Origin of the sequence: Shewanella algidipiscicola (assembly GCF_900380485.1) — a bacterium.
In the GTDB taxonomy this organism is placed as follows: domain Bacteria; phylum Pseudomonadota; class Gammaproteobacteria; order Enterobacterales; family Shewanellaceae; genus Shewanella; species Shewanella algidipiscicola.
Genome location: NZ_OXJV01000001.1, coordinates 647,284 through 672,162 on the forward strand (window position 1 = coordinate 647,284; position 24,879 = coordinate 672,162).

Annotated in this window: 23 protein-coding genes; 8 read left to right on the forward strand and 15 right to left on the reverse strand. The window is 45.8% G+C overall.

The window, feature by feature from the left end:
• Nucleotides 1-34: 34 nt before the first annotated feature.
• Nucleotides 35-994, reverse strand: coding sequence for a patatin-like phospholipase RssA (gene rssA / locus DN599_RS02870; protein WP_110456135.1), 960 nt, complete (start codon nucleotides 992-994; stop codon nucleotides 35-37).
• Between the two features lie 201 nt (nucleotides 995-1,195).
• On the opposite strand from rssA, the gene DN599_RS02875 reads away from it, so the two are divergent.
• From DN599_RS02875 to DN599_RS02885, 3 genes are all read left to right on the forward strand, one after another.
• Nucleotides 1,196-2,539 (forward strand): DEAD/DEAH box helicase, encoded by a 1,344-nt coding sequence (locus tag DN599_RS02875; RefSeq protein WP_110456771.1) that lies wholly within the window; start codon nucleotides 1,196-1,198, stop codon nucleotides 2,537-2,539.
• 178 nt (nucleotides 2,540-2,717) lie between these two features.
• Nucleotides 2,718-3,158, forward strand: coding sequence for a DUF3010 family protein (locus tag DN599_RS02880; RefSeq protein WP_110456136.1), 441 nt, complete (start codon nucleotides 2,718-2,720; stop codon nucleotides 3,156-3,158).
• Between the two features lie 80 nt (nucleotides 3,159-3,238).
• The gene (locus DN599_RS02885) at nucleotides 3,239-3,745 is read left to right on the forward strand and encodes a M48 metallopeptidase family protein (RefSeq protein ID WP_110456137.1); all 507 of its coding nucleotides are present in this window, start codon (nucleotides 3,239-3,241) and stop codon (nucleotides 3,743-3,745) included.
• 71 nt (nucleotides 3,746-3,816) lie between these two features.
• Here DN599_RS02885 and DN599_RS02890 read toward each other — a convergent pair whose 3' ends face one another.
• From DN599_RS02890 to yceD, 11 genes are all read right to left on the reverse strand, one after another.
• Nucleotides 3,817-5,103, reverse strand: coding sequence for a peptidoglycan DD-metalloendopeptidase family protein (locus tag DN599_RS02890; RefSeq protein ID WP_204165088.1), 1,287 nt, complete (start codon nucleotides 5,101-5,103; stop codon nucleotides 3,817-3,819).
• A 183-nt stretch (nucleotides 5,104-5,286) separates the two neighbouring features.
• Complete coding sequence (locus DN599_RS02895; RefSeq protein WP_110456772.1) at nucleotides 5,287-5,766, reverse strand: acyl-CoA thioesterase; 480 nt, start codon at nucleotides 5,764-5,766, stop codon at nucleotides 5,287-5,289.
• 89 nt (nucleotides 5,767-5,855) lie between these two features.
• Entirely contained in the window at nucleotides 5,856-6,215 is a 360-nt protein-coding gene (locus DN599_RS02900) for a hypothetical protein (protein WP_110456139.1), read from the reverse strand.
• Between the two features lie 159 nt (nucleotides 6,216-6,374).
• On the reverse strand, nucleotides 6,375-7,616 hold the full coding sequence (gene fabF / locus DN599_RS02905; protein ID WP_110456140.1) for a beta-ketoacyl-ACP synthase II: 1,242 nt from the start codon (nucleotides 7,614-7,616) through the stop codon (nucleotides 6,375-6,377).
• Between the two features lie 185 nt (nucleotides 7,617-7,801).
• A complete protein-coding gene (gene acpP / locus DN599_RS02910; RefSeq protein ID WP_011865403.1) occupies nucleotides 7,802-8,035 on the reverse strand; it encodes an acyl carrier protein in 234 nt (77 codons plus the stop codon).
• Between the two features lie 159 nt (nucleotides 8,036-8,194).
• Complete coding sequence (fabG, locus tag DN599_RS02915; protein ID WP_110456141.1) at nucleotides 8,195-8,941, reverse strand: 3-oxoacyl-ACP reductase FabG; 747 nt, start codon at nucleotides 8,939-8,941, stop codon at nucleotides 8,195-8,197.
• Nucleotides 8,942-8,952: 11 nt separating this feature from the next.
• Entirely contained in the window at nucleotides 8,953-9,879 is a 927-nt protein-coding gene (gene fabD / locus DN599_RS02920; protein ID WP_110456142.1) for an ACP S-malonyltransferase, read from the reverse strand.
• A gap of 42 nt (nucleotides 9,880-9,921) precedes the next feature.
• The gene (locus DN599_RS02925) at nucleotides 9,922-10,881 is read right to left on the reverse strand and encodes a beta-ketoacyl-ACP synthase III (RefSeq protein WP_110456143.1); all 960 of its coding nucleotides are present in this window, start codon (nucleotides 10,879-10,881) and stop codon (nucleotides 9,922-9,924) included.
• A 9-nt stretch (nucleotides 10,882-10,890) separates the two neighbouring features.
• Complete coding sequence (gene plsX, locus DN599_RS02930; protein ID WP_110456144.1) at nucleotides 10,891-11,919, reverse strand: phosphate acyltransferase PlsX; 1,029 nt, start codon at nucleotides 11,917-11,919, stop codon at nucleotides 10,891-10,893.
• Nucleotides 11,920-11,934: 15 nt separating this feature from the next.
• On the reverse strand, nucleotides 11,935-12,105 hold the full coding sequence (gene rpmF, locus DN599_RS02935) for a 50S ribosomal protein L32 (protein WP_020913118.1): 171 nt from the start codon (nucleotides 12,103-12,105) through the stop codon (nucleotides 11,935-11,937).
• Between the two features lie 17 nt (nucleotides 12,106-12,122).
• A complete protein-coding gene (gene yceD, locus DN599_RS02940; RefSeq protein ID WP_110456145.1) occupies nucleotides 12,123-12,647 on the reverse strand; it encodes a 23S rRNA accumulation protein YceD in 525 nt (174 codons plus the stop codon).
• Between the two features lie 324 nt (nucleotides 12,648-12,971).
• Here yceD and DN599_RS02945 point away from each other — a divergent pair, with 324 nt between their 5' ends.
• Nucleotides 12,972-13,586: a Maf family protein gene (locus DN599_RS02945; protein ID WP_110456146.1), complete on the forward strand. Its 615-nt coding sequence runs from the start codon at nucleotides 12,972-12,974 to the stop codon at nucleotides 13,584-13,586.
• Between the two features lie 274 nt (nucleotides 13,587-13,860).
• Here the strand turns inward: DN599_RS02945 and DN599_RS02950 are convergent, their stop codons facing one another.
• Both DN599_RS02950 and rluC read right to left on the reverse strand, forming a co-directional pair.
• Complete coding sequence (locus tag DN599_RS02950; protein WP_110456147.1) at nucleotides 13,861-14,517, reverse strand: HAD-IA family hydrolase; 657 nt, start codon at nucleotides 14,515-14,517, stop codon at nucleotides 13,861-13,863.
• Nucleotides 14,514-15,473 carry a 23S rRNA pseudouridine(955/2504/2580) synthase RluC gene (gene rluC, locus DN599_RS02955; RefSeq protein ID WP_110456148.1) on the reverse strand — a complete coding sequence of 320 codons (960 nt, stop codon included), beginning with the start codon at nucleotides 15,471-15,473 and terminating at the stop codon, nucleotides 14,514-14,516. The genes DN599_RS02950 and rluC overlap by 4 nt, the downstream gene beginning before the upstream one ends.
• Nucleotides 15,474-16,071: 598 nt before the next feature.
• On the opposite strand from rluC, the gene rne reads away from it, so the two are divergent.
• Both rne and DN599_RS02965 read left to right on the forward strand, forming a co-directional pair.
• Entirely contained in the window at nucleotides 16,072-19,539 is a 3,468-nt protein-coding gene (gene rne, locus DN599_RS02960; protein ID WP_110456149.1) for a ribonuclease E, read from the forward strand.
• A 127-nt stretch (nucleotides 19,540-19,666) separates the two neighbouring features.
• Entirely contained in the window at nucleotides 19,667-21,226 is a 1,560-nt protein-coding gene (locus DN599_RS02965) for a SulP family inorganic anion transporter (protein WP_110456150.1), read from the forward strand.
• 130 nt (nucleotides 21,227-21,356) lie between these two features.
• Here DN599_RS02965 and DN599_RS02970 read toward each other — a convergent pair whose 3' ends face one another.
• Nucleotides 21,357-22,265: a bifunctional methionine sulfoxide reductase B/A protein gene (locus DN599_RS02970; protein ID WP_110456151.1), complete on the reverse strand. Its 909-nt coding sequence runs from the start codon at nucleotides 22,263-22,265 to the stop codon at nucleotides 21,357-21,359.
• Between the two features lie 295 nt (nucleotides 22,266-22,560).
• Between DN599_RS02970 and DN599_RS02975 the strand changes: the two genes are divergently transcribed.
• Nucleotides 22,561-23,400 (forward strand): isopenicillin N synthase family dioxygenase, encoded by an 840-nt coding sequence (locus DN599_RS02975; RefSeq protein WP_110456152.1) that lies wholly within the window; start codon nucleotides 22,561-22,563, stop codon nucleotides 23,398-23,400.
• Between the two features lie 105 nt (nucleotides 23,401-23,505).
• A complete protein-coding gene (gene ylqF, locus DN599_RS02980) occupies nucleotides 23,506-24,444 on the forward strand; it encodes a ribosome biogenesis GTPase YlqF (protein ID WP_110456153.1) in 939 nt (312 codons plus the stop codon).
• Nucleotides 24,445-24,879 lie beyond the last annotated feature (435 nt).

Sequence of the window (24,879 nt, forward strand, 5' to 3'; positions counted from 1 at the left end):
CCCTCACATTATCTGACAACGCTAATCCTAATCATTAGCGACCGGGGGTTTCTGGGTATTCTTCGAGCACAGTGGTGATAATATGAGCCACTTTTTTAACCGCTTGCTCACCCGCCTCTATCGCTTCGTTCGCGCGATGAAACTCCATGGTGCCGATATCGGCAACATTAGGGGTGATCAACAGATCGGGAGGATCCCCCATTAAACGTACCCGTTTATGGCGTTGCTCTAAAATATCCATCGACTGTGACATCACCGCCAACATCCCCGGCTGATTACGATTACCAAGAGAGAACTTATCGGTTAATCCCGACACATAATCTCGGCCTCGCGCCAGTAGATCCATGAAGCCAACATCTTGACCTTGAGTCTTGATCTCCTCTGCAGTCGGCACCGACACTTGCGCACTGGATGACAACGACACAGGCAGTTGTTCTAGGCGTGTCTTGCGATGACCGTAAAGATCGACGGCGATAACCACATCAACCCCCATAGCTCGGCTCACCGATATCGGCACAGGGTTAACAACTGCGCCGTCAACTAACCAACGGTCGCCAATACGCGCCGGAGGCAAAATGCCTGGCATGGAGCACGACGCGCGCACCGCATGACGTAAGTTACCACGTTGAAACCAGATCTCTTGCCCGCTATACAGGTCAGTTGCCACTGCAGCAAAGGGACGCTTCATCTGTTCAATGTCGAGCACGCCAATGTGTTGCTGCATCACATCAAACACCTTTTCACCGCCAATTAAACCACCTTTCCCCCAACTTAAATCCATTAAGCCAAGAACATCCCAACTCGAAAAGCCACTCACCCATTGCTGCAGTTCACTGAGGTTATCTTGGGCATAGGCAGCACCGACCACTGAGCCAATAGAGCACCCCGCCACTTTGTCTGGTTTAATCCCCATTTTAGCTAATTCGTTGAGCACCCCAATATGCGCCCAGCCTTTAGCTGCGCCGCTGCCTAACGCGATACCGATAGTCGCCATCTATTATCTCCCTTACTCATCACTGCCCAGTATCAATTAAAGGCATAACCCTTATCTGCCATCATAGGCTAAAGCATGACGCGCGAAAATGGCTTATTTTAGCTTGATTGCGATATCCGTTATCCACGACTGCTAATCCTAATGGCTGAAAGCACCAAGTCGATGTATAATGCGCTCTTATTGATATTTTGGAGCACACCCTTGCAATTTTCAGATTTTTCACTCGATAAACGCCTACTAACCAGCCTAGAACATATGGGCATCGACAAGCCGACCGAGATCCAAGAGCAATCGATACCTGTAGGCCTATCGGGAAAGGATCTAATGGCATCGTCTAAAACCGGCTCGGGTAAGACCTTGGCGTTTTTACTGCCTGCTATGCAGCGTATTATCTCGACCAAGGCATTGAGTAAACGCGATCCTCGCGTACTCATTTTATTGCCAACTCGAGAGCTGGCAACGCAGGTATACAGCCAGTTACGACTGCTGGTCGCCAATACGCAATACAAGGCGCTTAAAATTCTTGGTGGCGAAAATTTTAATGACCAAGCGAAAGCCCTCGCCAGAGACCCACATATTGTGGTGGCGACACCTGGTCGCCTGGCCGACCATCTTAAACAGCGTCACCTGCACCTTAACGGGCTTGAATTACTTATCCTTGACGAAGCCGACCGTATGCTCGACTTAGGCTTTGCCGAGCAGCTACGCGCTATTAACCAAGCGGCCGATCATAAACGTCGTCAAACCTTGATGTTCTCTGCGACGCTAGATCATGGTGAAATTAACGAGATAGCGGATGAGCTGCTAAAAGAGCCCGTGCATGTGTCGATTGGGGCTTCAAACGTTGAAAACCAAGATATTACCCAAAAAGTCTATCTGTGCGATAACTTAGGTCACAAAGAAAAGCTGTTACTGACGCTACTGAAGCAAGAACAACATAAGCAAGTGATCATCTTTACTGCCACCCGCAGTGATACCGACCGTCTAGCCACAAAACTGGCCGATGAAGGCTTTACCACCGCCTCACTGAGCGGCGAGCTAAAGCAGTCAGCCCGTAATCAGATAATGGATCAATTTAGCCGAGGTCAACAACAGATCTTGGTCACCACAGATGTGGCTTCACGCGGCTTAGACTTACTCAACGTCTCTTTGGTGATTAACTTCGATATGCCCAAGTTAGCCGAAGAGTACATTCACCGCATTGGCCGTACTGCCCGTGCAGGTGCTAAAGGTGATGCTATATCACTCGTGGGGCCAAAAGATTGGGATAACTTCAAACAAGTGCAGCTATTTTTACGCCGCACATTTGAGCTAAGCGAAATAGCAGGATTAAAACCCAAGTTTAGCGGCCTCAAAGCCAAACCTAAAGGTAAGCCCGCCACCGCTAAAAAAGCAGCGCAAAACAAGACTAGACCCGCTAAGCCTAAATCGACCACTAAGACCAAAGATAACCGCGATAAACGCTTTATCACAGGTGTCGATATTGGCGATGCGCCTATGCTGCGCAAACCTAAGTCTACCTTGCAAGACACCCCTGAAGAATAACCGTACTTTGTAAAATGAGCGGCCAACCCGCCGCTCAACGCTTTGGGATCCCTTGCATAACGGCTAGGATTTACAGCAAAAGATGATTTTTATGGCGTAATTTGTTTTAGCAACTGCTGCTCATTATGCCAATTAAGGTTACAATAACCCCCATTACAGTTTTATTATTAGGTTTATCATGAGAGTTTGTGGCGTTGAGTTAAAAGGTGGCGAAGCCATCATCAGTTTATTAAGTTATGAAGGTGAAACCTTTAACGTGCCAGAATGCCGTTCTCGTTCATTAACGGTATCAAATTCGGCTAAAACAGAATCGATTAAAGAGTTTCATTTTGCCTTTTGTAAATTGATGGAAGACTACAAAGTCGATGAAGTGGTTTTAATCGAGCGTGAGCAAAAAGGTAAGCTTGCTGGCAGTGCCACCAGTTTTAAGATGGAAGCGGCCATCCAGTTGTGCGGCTTACCAGTACACCTGATCTCACCAGTGACCATCAAAGAGCAACTCAAGCGCAACCCGCCTATGGTGGATTTTGATGGGCTCGACCTTAAGCGTTTCCAAAAGAATGCCTTTGAAGTGGCTTACGCTTATCATAACCAACGTATCTTTGCCAAACCTGAATAATTGCCGCCATCGCGCAAGCTTTATTCATCAAAGCACGCCGGGCACCCTAGCCCGGCCGATATGAGTTCGACTAAGATCACATGACCCATCTTCATTACCTACAAGGTTACCGCCCCGAGATAATTACTCAGGTCGAGGCACTTATTGCACAAAATCGACTCAAGAACGTCCTGCAACAGCGTTATCCCGACATTCACGATATCCGCAGCGACAAAGCCCTGTACGATTACACTATCGCGCTTAAAAACCGTTATCTCAAAAAGTCGCAACCACTCAATAAGGTGCTCTACGATGACAAGATCACCTTAAAGAAGCAGGCCTTGGGTTTACACAGTTATATCGCTAAAAATCATGGCGGCAAAACCAAGACCAAAAATGAGATCCGCATCTCCTCTAAGTTACGTTATGTCCCCGAGCCCTTGCTACGCATGGTGGTGGTACATGAATTGGCGCACTTAAAGGAGAAAGATCATAACAAGGCATTTTATCAACTCTGCTGCCATATGGAAAATGATTACCACCAGTTAGAGTTTGATTTACGTTTGTGGCTTACCATGCTCGAATTAGAGTCCAACGTAACGACATAAAAAAGCCGCTATCTTAGCGGCTTTTTTATAACGAGATGTGTTGGGTTAAACAACTAACGCGCTTGGGAACACTAGCTTTGTCCCATGATCATTTTGCGCACCTTCACTAACTGCGCAAACTCATTCATCTGTTTATTGGACAATTTACTCGCCATGGGAATATCCGCTTTCATCGGATCGACTGGGCGACCATTAACGTGAAACTCATAATGCAGATGTGGACCAGTTATCCGTCCGGTTTTACCTGATAACGCAATTACCTGACCCCGAGAAACTCGCTGACCTTTATGCACTAATGCTTTGGACAAATGCAGATAACGGGTGCGGTATTTGTTACCATGCTCAATCACCACATACTTACCTGCATAGCGATGATCTGTCACCAACGACACGATACCATCACCGGGTGCCACGATTTTGGTGCCCACTGGTGTGGCAAAATCGGTACCATTATGCGGTGCAGTGCGCCCCGTCACTGGATGGTGGCGGTGACGGTTAAATCGAGAGCTGATGCGATAATTTTTTTCTAACGGTATCCGTTGAAATGCTCTGGCTAAGCTGCGGCCTTGTTCATCATAAAAGTTACCATCACTGTTTTGATAAGCATTAATACTGTTGCGACCACGCTGAATGTTCACCCCTAAGATGTCACGATTCCCCGTGACTTCACCGTCAATATACTGCTCGCTCATTAATACAGAAAAGGTATCACCGGCACGCAAATCACGAGCAAAATTGAGTTTTTCTTTTAGTAATGATTCGATACGTTGAATGTCAGCAGCATTAAGCCCCACGCGCTGCGCCGACAGATAAAATGAACCTTGAATATCACCGGCCAGTGAGCGATTTTGCCAAATGCCATCGATATTGATCTCTTCGACATTAAAACCGCCTTCCTCGTAACGGCTGAAAACCACTTGACGAGCAGCATTAAAATACAGTTCTAGTTGCGTTAATTGACCACTGTCATCGAGCCAAAAACGAATAATATTACCCGGTTTTAATGTATCTAAAGCCAGAATATTGAGATCGGCTTCGAGTACCTTATACATGGTTTGATGATCGACATTGGCATCTAAAAACAAGCCGCTTAGGGTATCACCACTGACGATAGTTTTGACGTAGTCAGGACGAGTAGCGACGCCTGACTCTGCCATCATCTGCTCTGCTGGTAACACGAATGACTCGATATCAAGCGCGACAGGGATCCGCTGGGGTAACATTTGTTGCTGACTCGGCCATAAAAGCGCGATGCCAACTAGACCACAAGAGGCCATTAATAGCTTCTTATGGGGCGACGGCAAGGCGAATAAACGTGCTAGAGACATATTGACCAAAGAAAATTTATTTGTTCGCAACCTATGCCTCTACTTTTATTATGGTTGTTTCAATTGACAGTATTTATCGCTGGATGCGAAAACCGAGGTCAAGTTATATCAAAACTTTCGCCAGATACAAATAGATCTAGAGAATAAATTAAGCTAATAAAATGCCATATGCTCTGACTGGCATTAGCCCATTAAAACCTTTATTTAAATAAATTAAGGTTTTAGGTGCGCTGCCATCTCTGCCCCAATTTTTTTACGCATATCCATTAATCGAATAGCAGACTCACGCATCTCTTTATCACTGTCTGTTTGAGGTATCCATTCAGGCACCTCTGTCGGCTGGCCTTCATCATCAACTGCAACCATGATCACCACGCAATGGGTCGTCAAATGACGTTCGGCATGCTTAGGGTCACCCGCTTTTACATCAATCCCTAAATGCATGGACGTACGTCCGGTATAAACCACTTTGGCGCTAACTTCGACAATATTACCCACATGGATAGGTTTGACAAAGCGGATGCCGCCAGCATAAACGGTAATGCAATATTTACCACTCCATCCAGCTGCACATGCATAAGCCGCTAAATCGATCCATTTCATCACGGCGCCACCGTGAACTTTCCCGCCAAAATTGACATCGGCCGGCTCGGCTAAAAATCGTAGTGTGATGTTTCTTTCTGTTCCAGCCATGTAATTGAACTCTGTATGATTCACTTGGCTAAAGTGTACTGTAAATAGCGTAAATCGAATATCTAAGATTAACGATTTACGCTGTAATGTTAACCAAACATCATCACTAACACGCATGAAAAGACAATTAACGGTAATGCAAGGCGAAATAACCACAATTGAATCGAGGCGCTAATAAAGCGTTCAAGTTTTAATATTGGATAAGCTAACAAGCCCCCCATAAACAGCAACAATACCTCAACACCTGCAAGCGTGTTGGTATCACCACCGGCATAAATCGCTGTGACTAACAGCGCAAACCAGACAGACGCAAACGCCGTCGCGGCACAGACAAAGGTCTTCATTCCTATACTGAGTTTTATTGCGCTTTCGCCACGGATCATAGTACTTAAATTCGCAGTCAAAGCCCCCACTAACGGCATTAAAGGCACAACGAATAAATTTAGCACGATAGGTTCCTAATCATAGCAGTAACATAAATAGAGCCGAATTATCTGCTGATATCGACAACTTGCCAATAGAGATGAATTAAGCTTAATCCACCTGCCATCTAGTGTTGATCACCCATAAAAAAAGCACCCTAAGGTGCTTTAATAAAACAAGATGGTTTATTCACCACGTTTAAACAATAACGAGCCGTTGGTGCCACCAAATCCAAATGAGTTACAAAGTGCATACTCAAACTGATGTTGGCGGGCTTTATGGGCAACGAAGTCCAAATCGCATCCCTCATCAGGATTATCCAAGTTAAGGGTTGGTGGCACTATCTGATCTCGTAGGGCCAACAAGGTAATAATCGCCTCAACCGCACCAGCAGCCCCTAAAAGATGGCCTGTCATCGACTTAGTTGAACTCACTAATAGCTCATAAGCATGCTGCTCAAATACTGATTTAACCGCTGCGACTTCGGCTTTATCACCAGCTGGGGTCGACGTACCATGAGCATTAATATAACCCACTTGCGCCTTATCAATACCGGCATCATTGATCGCGTTAACCATAGCTGCAGCAGCGCCTGCGCCATCGGCTGGCGGCGAAGTCATATGAAAGGCGTCGCCGCTCATACCGAAACCGACCAGTTCACCGTAGATAGTGGCACCGCGCGCTTTAGCTCGCTCATATTCCTCTAACACCATCACACCAGCACCATCACCGATGACAAAACCATCACGATCTTTGTCCCATGGACGACTAGCCGCTGTTGGATCATCATTTCGAGTCGAAAGTGCTTTAGCTGAAGCAAAACCGCCGACCGCTAACGGACAAGTTACATCTTCTGCCCCGCCAGCAACCATCACATCAGCATCGCCATAGGCAATGGTGCGGGCTGCAAAACCAATATTGTGTACACCTGTAGTGCAAGCGGTGGTTACCGCAAAATTAGGGCCTGTCATGCCATATTTTATCGACAGGTGACCAGCTATCATATTGATAATGGTGCTAGGAACGAAAAAGGGTGAAATCTTGCGGGGGCCACCTTTTAATAGCGCTGAGTGACCCGCCTCGATCAGTGGCATGCCGCCCATGCCTGCACCTATCGCGGTACCCACTCGGGTTGGATCTTCTTGCTCCATATTTAATCCAGCATCTTCTATGGCTTGGATACCTGCAGCCATGCCATACTGAATAAACAGATCCATCTTACGCGCTTCTTTTTTGGGCAGATATTGCTCAACATCAAAATCTTTTACCGACCCACTAAAGCGGGTGGAAAATTCAGATGCATCAAATTTTGTGATTGGCGCGATACCGCTCTGTCCTGCAATTAATGCTTTCCAGGACGTCTCTACGGTATTGCCTACAGGAGTGACGAGACCAAGACCTGTTACGACTACACGACGTTTAGACACGTTTTCACCTTTTGACTAAAGTAATGACGATATGCCTCAAGAGGCAATGAAATGATTGGGCTTACTAATCTTATAGCACATTAAGGGGCGAGAGTTGCCTCTGCACACGGACGGTGCTGAGCATGTTCATAAGCCGAAAACAAAAACAGGCGGCATAAATGCCGCCTGTTTTCTAGAATTCAGTATTACTGATTCTTAGAAACGTAATCGATCGCTGCTTGAACAGTGGTGATCTTTTCAGCTTCTTCATCAGGGATCTCAGTGTCAAACTCTTCTTCTAGAGCCATTACCAACTCAACGGTGTCCAGAGAATCTGCACCTAGGTCGTCAACGAAAGATGCTGCTGGTTTAACGTCTTCTTCTTTAACGCCCAGTTGCTCGATAATGATTTTCTTTACACGTTCTTCGATGTTGCTCATTAGTTTCTTTCCTATTCAAATTACGCACTTGCGTAAGATTGCGAGTAGTTTATTCAATTTGGCACACAATGCAAGCTTAACTTTTGTGGTCTAACCACGAAACCTACGCAAATTTACGCCCAAATTCAATCAAAATCAGCCAGTTGTTTTAACTGACGATTACACCATGTACATGCCGCCGTTCACATGCAGAGTTTCCCCTGTAATGTAAGCAGCTGAATCCGAGGCTAAAAATAGTACGGCATTCGCAATTTCTTGCGGTTGACCTAATCTTTCCATCGGAACTTGCGACATGATACCTTTTTGCTGCTCTTCAGTCAGCTCATCTGTCATATCAGTCTGAATAAATCCAGGTGCTATAGCATTCACTGTTATTTGACGAGATGCAACCTCTCTGGCCAGAGATTTTGTAAATCCGATCAATCCTGCTTTAGCCGCGCAGTAGTTAGTTTGACCTGCATTGCCCATTGTACCGACAACTGAGCCAATGTTAATAATACGACCCTGACGTTTTTTCATCATAGAACGCATCACTTGCTTAGAGGTGCGATAAACAGATGTCAGATTGGTATCGATAATATCGAGCCACTCATCTTCTTTCATGCGCATTAACAAGTTATCACGTGTGATACCTGCGTTATTGACAAGAATATCAACATCGCCAGCTTTTTCTTTGATCGAGGTAAACAATTGGGCCACTGACTCACTGTCGGTCACATTTAATACTAAGCCAAACCCCTTGTCCCCAAGATAATCTTGGATAGCTGCCGCACCGCGCTCACTGGTAGCGGTACCAATAACGGTGGCACCAGCCTGCACTAACGTTTCAGCCACTGCGCGGCCAATACCTCGGCTAGCTCCTGTGACCAAGGCAACCTTGCCTGTTAAATCAATAGTAAAACTCATTAATAACTCCTTTATTCACTCAGTGCTGCAACTGTGACAGGGTCGTTTGCCACTTGAGCACTTAGTGATCGATTAATTCTTTTCGCAAGACCGGTTAATACTTTACCTGGCCCCACTTCAACCAACTGTGTTACGCCATCTGCTGCCATAGCATCTACCGTTTCAGACCATCTTACTGGGCAATAAAGCTGACGCACTAAGGCATCTTTTATGGCGTCAGCCGCTTGTGGCGCAGCGACATCAACATTATTGATAACATCAATGACAGGTATGTTAAATTCAATGGCAGCTAAGGCTTCAGCTAATTTGTCCGCTGCGGGCTTCATTAACTCGCAATGCGAAGGCACGCTCACAGGCAGTGCCACTGCCATTTTAGCACCAGCCGCTTTACATGCTGCTGCGGCACGTTCTACCGCGGACTTTTCACCCGCAATAACCACTTGGCCAGGACTATTATAGTTAACGGGGCTAACAACGGCGCCTTGTGCGGCTTCATCACAAGCCGTTTGGATCGCCTCATTATCTAAACCTATAATGGCATACATAGCACCGGTCCCAGCTGGAACGGCTTGTTGCATCAACTGTCCACGAAGTTCAACCAGTTTTACCGCATCGGTAAAACTCATCACACCAGCGCAGACTAAAGCTGAATATTCACCTAGGCTGTGACCAGCAAGTATGGCAGGCTTAGGTGCATTGGTTGATGCAATCACACGCCAAATGGCAACACTTGCTGTTAGCAATGCTGGCTGGGTTTTATCGGTTTGATTAAGGGTTTCATCGGGTCCCTCTTGAACAAGTTGCCATAAGTCATAGCCTAATACCTGGCTCGCTTCAGCAAAAGTTTGTCCGATAACATCATGCTCAGCGGCTAAATCGGCCAGCATTCCTACGGCCTGAGAACCTTGCCCAGGAAAAACATAAGCAATCTTTTCCATTTTATATACCTTTACTCAATCTATATCTTGTCAACAACAATACTAAAAGCGCACTAGCGCACTGCCCCAAGCAAATCCGGCACCAAAGGCTTCTAGCAACAATAGCTGACCACGTTGAATGCGACCATCACGCACCGCTTCATCCAGTGCAATTGGCACGGAAGCGGCTGAGGTGTTGCCATGTTTTGCTAAAGTTAACACCACTTTATCTAAACTCATATCGAGCTTTTTAGCGGTCGCTTTTATAATGCGGAAATTAGCTTGATGAGGAACTAACCAGTCGATATCAGCTTTATCAATTTGATTAATACGTAATGTTTCGGTGACTACGTGCGACAACTGCGTGACGGCAACTTTAAAGACATCATTGCCTTTCATCGTCATGTAACCTAACGCTTCAGAACTTTCACCCGCTCGTGGTGGGAATGAACATTTGAGCAGGTCACCCTGACGACCATCGGCATAGATGTGAGTCGATAAGATACCCGGTGTATCAGAGGCACCTATCACAGCCGCGCCAGCACCATCACCAAATAAAATAATCGTTGAGCGATCTTCAGGTTGGCACAGACGTGATAATACATCAGCACCAATGACTAACACTTTTTTAGCCGCACCAGTTTTAACAAACTGATCTGCAACCGATAAAGCGTAGACAAAACCTGAACAAGCGGCAGCGACATCAAATGCGGGAATGGTGTGAACACCGAGTAAAGCCTGTATCTCACATGCAGCGGCAGGAAAAGCATTACTGGCACTGGTGGTGCCGCACACTATCATGTCTAACTCACTTGCTGCTATACCTGCCATTTCAAGCGCTTTAACTGCCGCTTGATAACCCATGGTCGATACAGATTCATCTTTGGCCGCTATTCTGCGCTCTGAGATACCGGTACGTTCAACAATCCACTGGTCACTGGTTTCCACCATTTTTTCCAGATCGTGATTACTACGGACTTGCGCTGGCAAATAACTACCAGTTCCGAGAATTTTTGTATGCATAAGGAGATATCAGTTATTTATGTCTAAAAGGATCGACTCAAGACGTTCTTCAATCATCTTGGGGAGTCGACGTTGCGCTTCGGTTACAGCCAAACTAATTGCTTGCAAATAGGCAGACTCATCCGCGCTTCCATGACTTTTTACTACAATTCCGCGCAATCCTATCAGACTTGCCCCGTTATAGTGGTCGGGGTTCATCTGATTTAAAACACTATTGATGCGCGGAGCGATTAACTTGGCCATTAACCGAACAAAAAAGCCTTGAGTTAATCCTTTCTTTAACTGATGCACGAGGAGCCTTGCAATGCCCTCGGAGGTTTTAAGCGTGATATTACCGACAAACCCATCACAGACGATGACATCAACATTACCTAAATAGATATCATCACCTTCAATAAAGCCGGTGTAATTAATTTGTGGACTCTGTTGCAATAACTGCCCAGCTTGCTGAACTTGATCGTTACCCTTTATCTCTTCAATACCGACATTGAGCAAAGCCACTTTAGGTGAAGGGTTCTTATCGACCGCTTCACATAATACCGACCCCATCACCGCGAATTGAAATAAGGTTTCCGAGCAACATGACACATTTGCCCCTAAGTCGAGTAAGTAAACCGGTTTTTGATTTACCGCAGGCAGACAACTGACTAGAGCAGGCCTGTCTATGCCGGGTAAGGTTTTCAGTAATACTTTAGAAATTGCCATTAACGCACCGGTATTCCCGGCGCTGATACAGGCTTGTGCCTTGTTATCACGAACTAATTCAATGGCGAGGCGCATTGAACTTTGCTTACAATTACGCAAAGCATGCACTGGGCGATCACACATTTTCACCACTTCAGTGGTATGAATAATTTCAATTCGTGACAGTAACGACGATTCACATTGGCGTAATAGAGGCTCTATTTGCGATCTATCGCCAACCATAATGACATTTAGGAAGGGGTATAAACGAAGTGCCTGCAGGGTTGCAGGCACTGTGATGCAGGGGCCAAAATCGCCCCCCATCGCATCTAACGCAAGCGTCAGATCAGTCATATAATTATCAACAAATTACTTGTTGATAACCTTTTGACCGCGGTAGAAACCGTCTGCTGTCACATTGTGACGACGGTGTAGTTCACCACTCGTAGCGTCCACTGACAATTGAGCAGTGCTCAATGAATCGTGTGAACGGCGCATACCGCGCTTTGAACGAGATTTTTTATTCTGTTGTACAGCCATTTGACCTGTCTCCTAGATTACTTGCTCTTCAGTTTTTCTAACACTGCAAACGGATTTGGACGCTCCAGTTGAGCGGGTTCAATCTCGCCTACTACTATATCTTGATCGCCCAAGCTGCAACTTCCGTCAACATGCATAGGGATCAGAGGCATAGCTACGATCAATTCATCTTCAATCAATTGATGCAGACGAACTTCACCTATCTCATTGCACTCAATAGGGTCATACGCATCCGGGAGCTCATCGATTTCTGCCTCAGACCCACAAGGGCTAAAACAAAAGTCGACCGTAACCTCTGTGGTAAATAGTGTCATGCAACGTTGACAATTCAGAGTGAGCTCCGTCACAGCCTTCCCTTTCAGGTAGACTATCCCCTGTATATCTACGCCACATTCAAGCGACACTGCCACATCGGAACAGTCGCCGGCACATAATTCATTTAACCGTTTTAACTGCACACCAGGAATCATGCCTTCATAAGAAAGCTTGCTTGCCGCCGCGCGGTTTGGATCAATTGAAACCGGTATCTTTACTGTTTGCATAAGGCGCGCATATTATAGTTTGAATTACTCTTAGTCAAAGGAAAATTCACTACCTTTACCATTCAAGGTAGTTATTCTTAAAAACTCATGAATAAATCAAAAATTATTGGAGGCAAAATTCTACCCAAGCGCTCAGTGATACTCAAGCCCCGCGCGCTTAAAATAGAAGCATTCATTCACTAATTTTAGTCGAATACTAACAGATTTTAGTTGGTGGTCGCATAGTATGACACAATCAGACATTAACTGATGTGCCAACCAGCCATTGTTAGTAAGATTGTATGCCATTATCTTATCTTGAAATAGTTTAACTAAGGCCCATTAATGACACCGCTCATTGTTTTAGCATCAACCTCTAGCTACCGTAAATCATTGCTGGAAAAATTATGTATTACTTTTGATACTTGCGCGCCCGAAGTGGACGAAACCCCAAACATCAATGAAACGGCTCCTGATTTGGTGACGCGCCTAGCAATCGCCAAGGCAAAGGCTGGGGCCAAAGGTCAGTCTTCCGGACTCATTATTGGCTCAGATCAGGTTGCAGTGGTTAATGGACAAATCGTGGGTAAACCATTAACCCAAGAAAACGCAGTAACACAACTGATGAACGTCTCAGGCAAAAGCGTTACCTTTTATACTGCTATTGCGCTCTACAATGTGGTTACTGACAGTATCGAAGTACGATGCGAGCCCTTTATTGTCCACTTTAGAGTGCTGACAGAAGCGCAGATACGCTATTACATAGCAAAAGAACAGCCGCTTAATTGCGCCGGCAGCTTTAAATGCGAGGGTTTTGGTATCGCCCTATTTACTCGCCTTGAAGGACGCGATCCCAATACTTTAGTGGGGCTACCGCTTATCGCACTCACCGAGATGCTGCTCAATCAAGGGGTCGATATCCTAACGCCGCCTGCTGACGCTAGGTTGATCTCCGGTTAAACAAGCCAAATAAGTGATTAAGTATGGTTGTACAAGCTAAGCTCAATATCGCATTAAACACATTGTTAAATACTCAAAGTATCCTTGATATCGCAGAGGCAATGAATGGCTTTAGCCCCCCAGTAAACGGCCAGCAATACAAATTAAGAAATCGTAAAATTCCTGAGTAAAAACGACTCATCAACGCCAATTTACGCCTTTAGCTTAATATCAGCAGAATGATCACGACTGTGGCTATGTATCAGGCGTCAGTGCAACAATTTAGCAGGAGTAATTAACGCTGAGCAGTGATCGCAATATATAGATCAGGGGTTGATGAGACAACAGCAACAGGTAAGGCCGCACTTAATCGCTCTGCACTATGGGCACCATAGCTCACACCAATGGCATCCATTCCTGCATTACGGGCCATATTGAGATCATGAATTGAATCACCAATCATCACCGCCTTTTCTGGTGCCACCGTCAATTGTTGTAATAATTGCTGCAACATTTGTGGGTGCGGTTTACTGTGGGCTTCATCGGCGCAGCGACTCGCAACAAAGTGCTGGGTAAATCCGGTCTCATGCAACACTCGGTTTAATCCAGCTCGGGCTTTGCCAGTTGCTACAGCCAACTGGTGACCCGATGCCTTTAAGGATAACAGTAACTCTTCTGCCCCATCGAAGACAGGGCTTGGTGTTTGGTTGAGCTGCAAATATTGTTCACGATAAACATTAATCATGTTCTGACGAGTCTGATGAGAGGCGCTCGGATACAACACATTTAATGCTTCATCCATGGACAAACCGATAATATCGCGCACGGCCGTCTCAGTAGGCACCAATAAGTTCAACTCTTTTGCCGTTTGTTGCATACATGCCACAATTTTACCGACCGAGTCCATTAGCGTACCGTCCCAGTCGAATATGACTAATTCGTATCGTTTCATACTTTTTCCAATTTCGATAATAGCTGTTCTAACGCCTTATCTAATGGCGCCTTGACCTGCATAACCTCTTCCGTACTCGGATGAATAAATTTCAGCTGCGCTGCATGCAAAAATAAACGATTAAGCCCTAATGCTCGCATCGAATCATCAAAATTCTGCTCACTGTACTTGTCGTCACACGCTATGGGATGGCCTGCATATTGGCAATGCACTCGAATTTGATGAGTTCGACCAGTAACTGGGCTTGCCTGCACTAGCGTCGCCCCTTTATAACGCTGCTTTATTTTAAAGCGCGTCTCAGAGGCTTTTCCCTCTTGATTAACCCGTACAATCCGCTCACCCGATTTTAGAGTCAGTTTTAATAGTGGCGCATTCACGACTTTATCATGGCTCTGCCACTCCCCCCGCACTAGTGCGTAGTAATCTTTCTGCATTTTTTTATAACGTAATTGATCATGCAGATGTTTAAGCGCACTGCGCTTCTTGGCGATCAGTAGAACGCCCGAGGTGTCTTTATCTAATCGGTGCACTAATTCAAGAAATTTTTGTTGTGGCCTAAGTGAGCGCATCGCTTCAATAACACCAAAATCGACGCCACTCCCCCCATGAACCGCAATGCCCGCAGGCTTATTAAGCACAATAAGCCAGTTGTCTTCGAATACGATACGCGCTTCAAGTTGCGAAACCTTGGTTAACTTAGCGCTCGGCGCGGGCTTGTCATCACTGGCCGATACCCGAACAGGCGGGATACGAACAATATCGCCATCTTGTAATTTATACTCAGGTTTAATCCGTTTCTTGTTTACCCGCACTTCACCTTTACGCACGATACGATAGATCATGCTCTTAGGAACGCCCTTGAGTTTAGTCACAAGAAAATTGTCGATTCGTTGACCTAAATGATCTTCATCTATAGTAACCAATTCGACTTTATTTAGAGGTTGTTGATTATTCATACTACGCCTTGCTCTCGTTCAAGCCGCTTATTGTACACAACTAACAACTTTTATGCCTTTCCATTTGCTGAATTTCTGGTTTGTTGCTATATTTGCCACGCCAATGGGGTTAAATGATGAATAAAGTGTTCACGCTTCCCCCAAAGCATGCGCTAAAAGCGGAGAGTAAAAAACATTACTACTGAGTAGCAAATCATTGATTTACAAGTCGTTGCATCAAAAATAAACCGAGAAAACGCGTTTGAACGACTAAACCCAGTATCTATGCCACATTTCAAAGAGGTTTCTCCAGCAAATAGCGCTCCAAATTCGAAGTTTAATTCTAACTCGTCATCAGACTGACGCTTATCGATTTTGGCATTACAGGAAAGTACATAGAATTTATGGGGTTGGTTGACGTTTTACAACGAATTCCTTGTTTTTAGTAATATTAAAAAATAAGCCATAAATAGGTTGCGACACGCAGTGATTGCGTTTTACAGACAATGCGCACCTTAGCCCAGAACCAAGCCGCGAGGCTTCACTCATCAAATCTGGGCCCGTAATGCATCGAAATTTGCGAGTCTGATGACCCTATTTTAAGAAGAAATACGTCATCATGAAACGGATGTTAATTAATGCAACTCAATCTGAAGAGTTGCGCGTTGCCCTCGTTGATGGGCAACAACTGTATGACCTAGATATCGAAAGCCCAGGTCACGAACAGAAAAAAGCCAATATTTACAAAGGTAAAATTACCCGCGTAGAACCCTCTCTAGAAGCCGCGTTTGTAGACTATGGCGCCGACCGCCATGGCTTCTTGCCATTGAAAGAAATTGCGCGCGAATACTTTCCTAACGGTTACTCGTTCCAAGGCCGCCCTAACATCAAAGAAGTGGTGAAAGAAGGTCAAGAAGTCATTGTTCAAATAGATAAAGAAGAGCGCGGCAATAAAGGCGCAGCATTAACGACCTTTATCAGCTTGGCCGGCTCTTATTTGGTACTGATGCCAAACAATCCTCGCGCTGGGGGTATTTCTCGTCGTATCGAAGGTGATGAGCGTACCGAACTAAAAGCGGCGATGTCTGAGCTTGAAGTGCCACAAGGCATGGGGCTTATTGTCCGTACCGCCGGTGTAGGTAAAGATGCCGCGGAATTAAAGTGGGACTTAAAAGTCTTGCAGCACCACTGGACCGCTATTGAAGAAGCAGCTAAAACACGTCCAGCGCCATTTCTTATTCACCAAGAAAGTAACGTTATCGTGCGTGCTATCCGCGATTACTTACGCCGTGATGTAGGCGAAGTCCTTATCGACCATCCGCGTATTTATGAGCAAGCTAAACAGCATGTTGCACTCGTTCGCCCTGACTTTGTCGACCGCATTAAGCACTATGATGCCGAAGTACCACTGTTTACTCACTTCCAGATTGAAACCCAAATCGAATCGGCTTTCCAGCGTGAAGTGCGTCTGCCATCTGGTGGGTCAATTGTTATCGACCCGACCGAAGCATTAACGTCAATCGATATTAACTCTGCCCGTGCCACCAAAGGCGGTGATATTGAAGAGACAGCTCTGAACACCAACCTTGAAGCCGCCGACGAAATTGCACGCCAATTACGTTTACGTGACCTAGGTGGTTTGGTGGTGATTGATTTCATCGATATGACCCCAGTCAGACATCAACGTGAAGTTGAAAACAGAATGCGCGATGCCGTTCACCACGACAGAGCGCGCGTACAACTAGGGCGTATTTCGCGTTTTGGTTTGATGGAAATGTCACGTCAACGCTTGCGTCCATCACTGGAAGAGTCTGCTGCCCACTTGTGCCCACGTTGTCATGGTCAAGGTACGATTCGCGGTACCGAATCATTAGCGCTGTCCATTTTGCGCCTAATGGAAGAAGAAGCGATCAAAGAGAACACCTCGCAAATTGAAGCCGTGGTACCTGTGGATGTTGCTGCATTTCTACTCAATGAAAAACGCAAGGCGATCCGCATCACCGAGCAGCGTCACAACGTCGAAGTCTATGTGATCCCAGATCCCAACATGACCACACCCGATTATCGTGTTTCACGTCACCGTAAAGATGACCAAATTAGCGAATCAAGCTACAAGCTACTTGAAAAGCAAGAGTCTAAACTTTATGAGCCACGTAAACTTGAACGTGCCGCTTCACCAGAGCCAGCATTAAAAGGCTACGCAGCGCCAACACAAGAGCCAAAGTCTGAGACTCCTGCTCAGAAGCCTGTACAAAAAGCCGCTGACGTTAAGCAGCCTGGCTTATTGTCAAAGCTACTTACTGCTGTGAGTAATCTCTTTAGCGCCAGTGAGCCAAGCAAAGAAGAGACTGAAAGCAAATCTCAGCCTCGTCGTAATACACAAAGCCGTAGTAATGGTCGTCGCAACACCCGTCGTAACGATACTCGTAAAAATCGTGATGACAGCGACAACAAAGAGACTGATAACAAGCGCACCCGCTCGCCTAAGGCTGATGCAAGTGATGCTCGCCCAACTAAAGCGCGTAATGACAACAAGCGTGTTAAACGTGACGATACCAAAACACGCAGCCCACAAAAGGCCGCTGAAGAGGTTAGCACAGAGCAAGAGCAGCAACCTAAACAGGAAGCCGCAAGAGAGCGTCGTCAACGTCGTAACATGCGTCGTAAAGTCCGTGTTCAGACCGAACAGCAACAAGCTGATGAAGCAGCGTTAGCATTGCAAGCACAAACTCAAGATGTCGAGGTTGAGCCAAAGTCTGATACCAAACAAGCTGATGTAGCAACGCCACAAGATGAGCAAAATGCCCGTCCAAAGCGTCAACCTCGTAAAGCTAAGCCAAAGCAAAATAAAGCGGCAGATAACGCAGCAAATGCTTCGGAGTCTAGCGCTGTTGAATCAAAAGCTGTTGATACTGATGCTGAATCCTTAAAAGCTATTGAACCAAAACCAGCGCAAAACGCTGACTCGGCTAACGAGACGCAATCTACGCAAGAGCAGGCTCAGAGTGATAATGAAACAGCAATTCAAGCTCAAGCGAATAATGATGACAACTCAGCCGACAACAATGACGCAGACGCCGATAACAAACGTGAGCCACGTGATGGTCAACGTCGCAGTCGTCGTAGTCCTCGTCACCTGAGAGCTGCAGGCCAACGTCGTCGTCGTGACGAAGATGGCGACCAAGAAAGCCGCTCAGACAATGGCCAGCCAGCGTTCATCCCCAATGATGTTGAAACCGCGCCAATCCTTGATAATGATGTGGCTCAGTCTGGCACCACTAACCCGGTGAACAACATCGAGCCTGTGCCGCAAACCTCTGGTGAAACGGCTGCGTCAGATGAAGCACCAGCGAAAGTCACGGTTAACGCAGAAACTACCGAAGTCAAAACGACAGAAGCTAACGCATCAACTGATACTGTAGCTCAAGAGACTCAGGCTGTAGTTACCGCGACAGATGGTTCAGAGAACCGTGACGCAAAAGCAGACAAAAAGGCCTCTAAGCCTAAAGGCCGTGCCACTTCATCATCAAGTGCATCAAGCGCATCAAGCGCATCAAGCACTTCAGCCAAAACCACTGGCGACAGTGTCAAGGCTGATGATGTAGCTGATAATGTTAAAGCTGATAAAGCTGAGGTTGTACCGGCGGCTAACGCGCAAGCAGCGACCCAAGAGGATATCGCTAAACCTATTGAAGCCACGGTAGAACCAGTAACTACAGTAGAGCCAGTAGCAAACGTTGAAGTGTCTGCAGATGTGGATACCGCTACGGATTCGACTCAAGCTTCGCCTAAGTCGGTTTCTGCGCCTATGGCCAAGCCAGCTAAGATTGAAGCAACGGCAGTATCTACTCAACCTAAAACGTCGGCACCTGCAGTGGCAGTGTCGGTAGCAAAGGCTAAAACGGCAGCTAAACCCACCAGCCGTTTTGGTACTATGGTCAGTTCGAGCATGACTAAGCCAACGATAGAGGCTCGTCCCAATGTTGACATCCCCACTGGGCGTCAATATGAGGCGTCAACAAAAGAAGCAACGACTGAGCCGACAACTCGTGGTAATAGTGCCAATTCGGAGATGGCTCGTCCTTAAGGGATAGCCATTATTGAACTCAAAAAGCCATGCTGAGCAGCATGGCTTTTTATTTTACTGTGGTCAAAATTTTGCTAGTATGCGCGACCCATTCCACTTCAACCTATCATTTAATATCAGAGGCTAAATGTTCGATCTTATTCGCCACAAAACCGCTAGCCATAGAGCCGATTTACTTTCGGGGTTAACCGTTGCGTTAGCCTTGGTACCAGAAGCTGTCGCCTTTGCATTCGTTGCTGGCGTAGAGCCCATGGTTGGTCTTTATGCAGCCTTTATCATGGGACTGGTCACCGCATTGATTGGTGGACGCCCAGGAATGATTTCAGGTGCAACTGGCGCCATGGCCGTCGTCATGGTGGCACTGGTAGCCGAACACGGTATTCAGTACCTATTTGCAGCCGTCGTACTCGCTGGACTTATCCAGATTAGCTGTGGCCTGCTCAAATTAGGCAAGTTTATTCGCATCGTGCCTTACCCTGTAATGATTGGTTTCGTCAACGGCCTTGCGATTGTGATTTTTCTGGCACAGCTTGGTCAATTCAAAGCCCCCGATGCTAATGGAGTACTGACTTGGTTACCGCAAGATCAACTCATGCTGATGTTAGGGTTAGTAGCATTAACAATGGCGATTATTCAGTTTTTGCCTAAGCTGACAAATGCTATCCCCTCTTCTCTGGCGGCTATCCTCACGGTAACGGCCTTGGTAGTCTATTTCGATCTTGATACCCGCAACGTATTAGACTTCTTAAAGTCTATGAGTGGTGATGACAATGCCACCATAGCAGGCTCGCTGCCAACATTTGCCATCCCTGAAGTGGCCTTTAACTTAGAAACCTTATACATTATTTTGCCCTACTCCTTTATTCTTGCTGCAGTCGGCTTAATCGAGTCACTATTAACCCTCACAGTGATCGACGAAATGACTGGCACTCGTGGCAAAGGTAACAAAGAGTGTATTGGTCAAGGCATTGGTAATATGACCAGCGGCTTCTTTGGTGCCATGGGTGGTTGTGCCATGATTGGTCAATCGATGATTAATATCAACTCTGGCGGGCGTGGACGTCTCTCGGGGATCACGGCTGCTGTAGCACTCCTGGCCTTTATCTTATTTGGCTCATCTTTAATCGAAATGATCCCTCTGGCGGCGCTAGTTGGTGTGATGTTTATGGTTGTTCTCGGTACGTTTGAATGGGCCAGCTTTAAGGTAATGCGTAAAGTGCCTAAGCACGATGCTTTCGTGATCATCTTAGTTACCGTTGTCACCGTGTTTACCGATCTTGCGTTTGCAGTATTTGTGGGCGTGATTGTGTCCGCCTTGGTATTTGCTTGGGAACATGCAAAGCACATCAACGTGGATGTGAGCCAAGATGCTAACGGCTGGAAAGTGTACAAGCTCAATGGTCCGCTCTTCTTTGGTTCGGTGGCTCACTTCTTAGAACTGTTTGATGCTAAATCTGATCCACAAGATGTTATCGTTGACTTCCAAAACTCACGGGTGTGCGATCACTCCGCGTTAGGTGCAATCGACACTTTAGCCGAACGTTACGTGAGCAGTGGTAAAAAACTGCATTTACGTCACTTAAGCCAAGATTGTAAGCAATTGCTGCACAAAGCAGGCGATCTGGTTGAGGTTAACTTTATCGAAGATCCGCACTACAAGATTGCCGATGATAAACTCGACTCATAGGCAGCCCTCCCCATAGGCGCTCATGATATTAATTTGTGAGTTAAGTATTAAAAAGGCGCATCTGCGCCTTTTTTATTGCTTGTCTATTATGAGTAGTTAAGAGCGACTCATAGTAGCTACCTTTTCGTGGCTAACTTTGCTTAATTTTATCGGCAAAGCGCGTCTTAAACTTATCCACCTTAGGTTTAACCACCAACTGGCAATAAGGTTGCTCACCATTGTTGGCAAAATAATCCTTATGGTAAGCTTCCGCCGGATAAAAATGTTGAAACGCCACTAATTCGGTCACTATCGGCGCATCAAATAGCTGGGCTTCAGTAAGCTTGGCTATCAGGGCTGATGCGGTATTTATTTGTGCTTCATCATGGGCAAAAATGACCGAACGATACTGTGTCCCAACATCATTGCCCTGACGATTTAACGTGGTGGGGTCGTGACTATTAAAAAATACATCGAGTAATTCAGCAAAGCTAATTTGCTCTGCATCAAACTCAATATGCACTACCTCTGCATGGCCAGTCGTCCCAGTGCACACTTGTTTATAATTGGCGCTGGTTTCATCACCACCGCTATAGCCAGATTGTACCGATGTCACCCCATCAAGCTGAGCAAAAATGGCCTCTAAACACCAAAAGCAACCACCACCTAGGGTAGCCCATTGATGCTTGTTAGTAACAGGCGTTGCAATTGCCGGTTTAAACACCATAGATGCCGAATTAACACAATGGCGGGTATTTTTCTCCGTTAAATATTCGCCTTCAAATACATGGCCCAAGTGCGCGCCACACTGCTGACAGACTATTTCGGTACGCTGACCGTCGGCATCGGCTAAACGTTTAATAGCACCTGGGATCTCATCATCAAACGCAGGCCAACCACAATGGGCATTAAATTTATGCTCACTGCGATATAAAGGCGCATCACACCGCTTACAATGATAAACGCCTAAGGCATCATGATGGTTATATTCACCACTAAAAGGCTGCTCAGTGCCCTTGCCTTCGATAACATACTGCTCGAACTCGGTTAATTCACGCATAGATAACTACTCTCTATTGATTCTCTTTTTACGGCTAAATGGCGCCACCAAGATGCCGATACACTAACACACGGTAACAGATTAAAGACCGACTGATTGAGTCTGATATTACACTATAGGCTAGGATCCTTCAGTGTTAATACTATCAGTTAACCACCCAAATAAAGGCCAGTGATCATTACGAAGCACACGGGTTATAGGGACAATATTAAGGTGATATGCATCACACTTAATTTGCCCAACAGCAGCGACAACGGTAAACTCTCGCCGGGGTTTACTAACAAGAAAACAAAATATGAAATTAGAAACAATCGATTATCAAGCACCCGATAGCGCTGCGCGTTTTGTCCAATCGCTGCGCGATACCGGCTTTGGCGTATTATCCAACCACACTATCGACAAAACACTGGTTGAAACCATCTATAGTCAGTGGCAAGCCTTCTTTAACAGTGATGAAAAACAGGACTTCCTGTTTAAAGCAGAAACCCATGACGGCTTCTTCCCTGCCAGCATCTCTGAAACCGCTAAGGGTCATAGCGTTAAAGACATCAAAGAGTATTACCATGTTTACCCTTGGGGACGCATTCCTGACTCGCTTAGAGACAATATTCTCGCCTATTATCAACAAGCCAATAGCCTAGCAGCCGAGTTACTCAGTTGGGTAGAAGCGCACACACCAGCAGAAGTGGCGATAAACTACTCTATTGCACTGCCTAAGATGATAGAAGATAGCCATAAAACACTACTGCGGATTTTGCATTATCCACCGATGTCAGGCGATGAAGAGATGGGCGCGATACGAGCTGCAGCGCATGAAGATATTAACTTATTGACTGTGTTACCCGCCGCCAGTGAGCCCGGTTTACAAGTACAAACCAAAACAGGTGAATGGTTAGATGTCCCCAGTGACTTTGGCAACATCATCATCAATATTGGCGATATGCTACAAGAAGCCTCAGGCGGTTACTTCCCCTCGACAACTCATCGAGTGATTAACCCAGAAGGGATGGATCGTAATCGCTCGCGTATCTCGCTCCCCTTGTTCTTACACCCTAAACCTGAAGTGGTACTCTCTGACCGTTACACTGCAGAGAGTTATCTAATGGAGCGTCTACGCGAACTCGGCGTTATCTAGTCACCTCAGCCTATAAAAGTGTCTATTGACGCTTTTTATTTGTGATTTTTATACCATATCAAGGTAAAATTACGCTCAACATCTGTTAGTAAGTAGAGTATAAACATGGCAATTCAGTGGTATCCCGGTCACATGCACAAGGCACGTAAAGAGATTGAAGAGGTCATGCCTCAGATCGATCTCGTGATCGAGGTGCTCGATGCTCGCATCCCCTTTAGCAGTGAAAACCCCATGGTAAAAACACTGCGCGGTGATAAGCCATGCATAAAATTACTCAATAAATCCGATCTCGCCGATCCTGCTACCACACAGTTATGGATCGAACACTTAGAGCAGGAACAAGGCGTGAAAGCCATGGCGATCACCACCTTACAAGCCGCACAAGTACGCAAAGTTCCTGATCTGTGCCGTAAGCTGGTACCCAGTCGAGATACCACAGAAAAAGATATTCGCACCATGATCATGGGTATTCCTAACGTAGGGAAATCTACTATTATCAATATTTTGGCTGGTAGAGTCATAGCTAAAACCGGTAATGAACCCGCAGTGACTAAAAGACAGCAACGCATCAATCTTAAAAACGGTATTGTGCTGTCTGACACACCCGGTATTTTATGGCCAAAAGTGGACAATGAAGCCAGCAGCTACCGCTTAGCCGTAACCGGTGCGATTAAAGATACTGCGATGGAATATGAAGATGTCGCTATGTTCGCCGCTGAGTATTTTTTAACGGCTTACCCTGAGGCTATAGCTGAACGCTATAAACTAAAAGCGCTCCCTAAAGATGATATCGGCCTGCTGGAAGCCATTGGCCGTAAACGCGGCGCACTCAGACCTGGCGGACGTATCGATCTGCATAAAGCCTCTGAACTACTATTACATGAATTTCGCTCAGGCAAGATAGGCCAATTATCACTAGAAACCCCCGCGATGGCTGAAGCAGAAAAGGCAGAAGTCGCCCGCATATTGGCCGAAAAAGAGGCGCTAAAACAGCAAAAGCTGGAAGCTGAACGACTCAAGCGTTCAGGCATTCGCCATAGCTAACCGCTAAGCGCTCAATGCGGATATAACGACCCGCATTGAGGTATTTTTATCACAAATACCTGATATCAATAATATTTATTATCTGACACACCATGCTGGTTAAATAGCAATCAAACCATTAAATAGAGTTTGTCACATCATTATTGTGTTCATTTATCCAACAAACACATGTTCCCATAACTTTTTTGTGGATTAGTATCACAATTTAAAAATTAAGCCACTCTCAGCAGTTATCGCTTTTCGACCAACCAAACAGATTAAAATTTAGCCTAATCATTCAAATAAGCCTCATTTAGAGTCTTAAATCAAACGAGGTTATCACTCAACATCCCAATAATCGTATCTTATGCGCAACAGATACAAACAAAGCAAAACAGCCGTATCAGAATGTAAAATATTGATAATAAATACAAAATAATTTATAACACACATCAC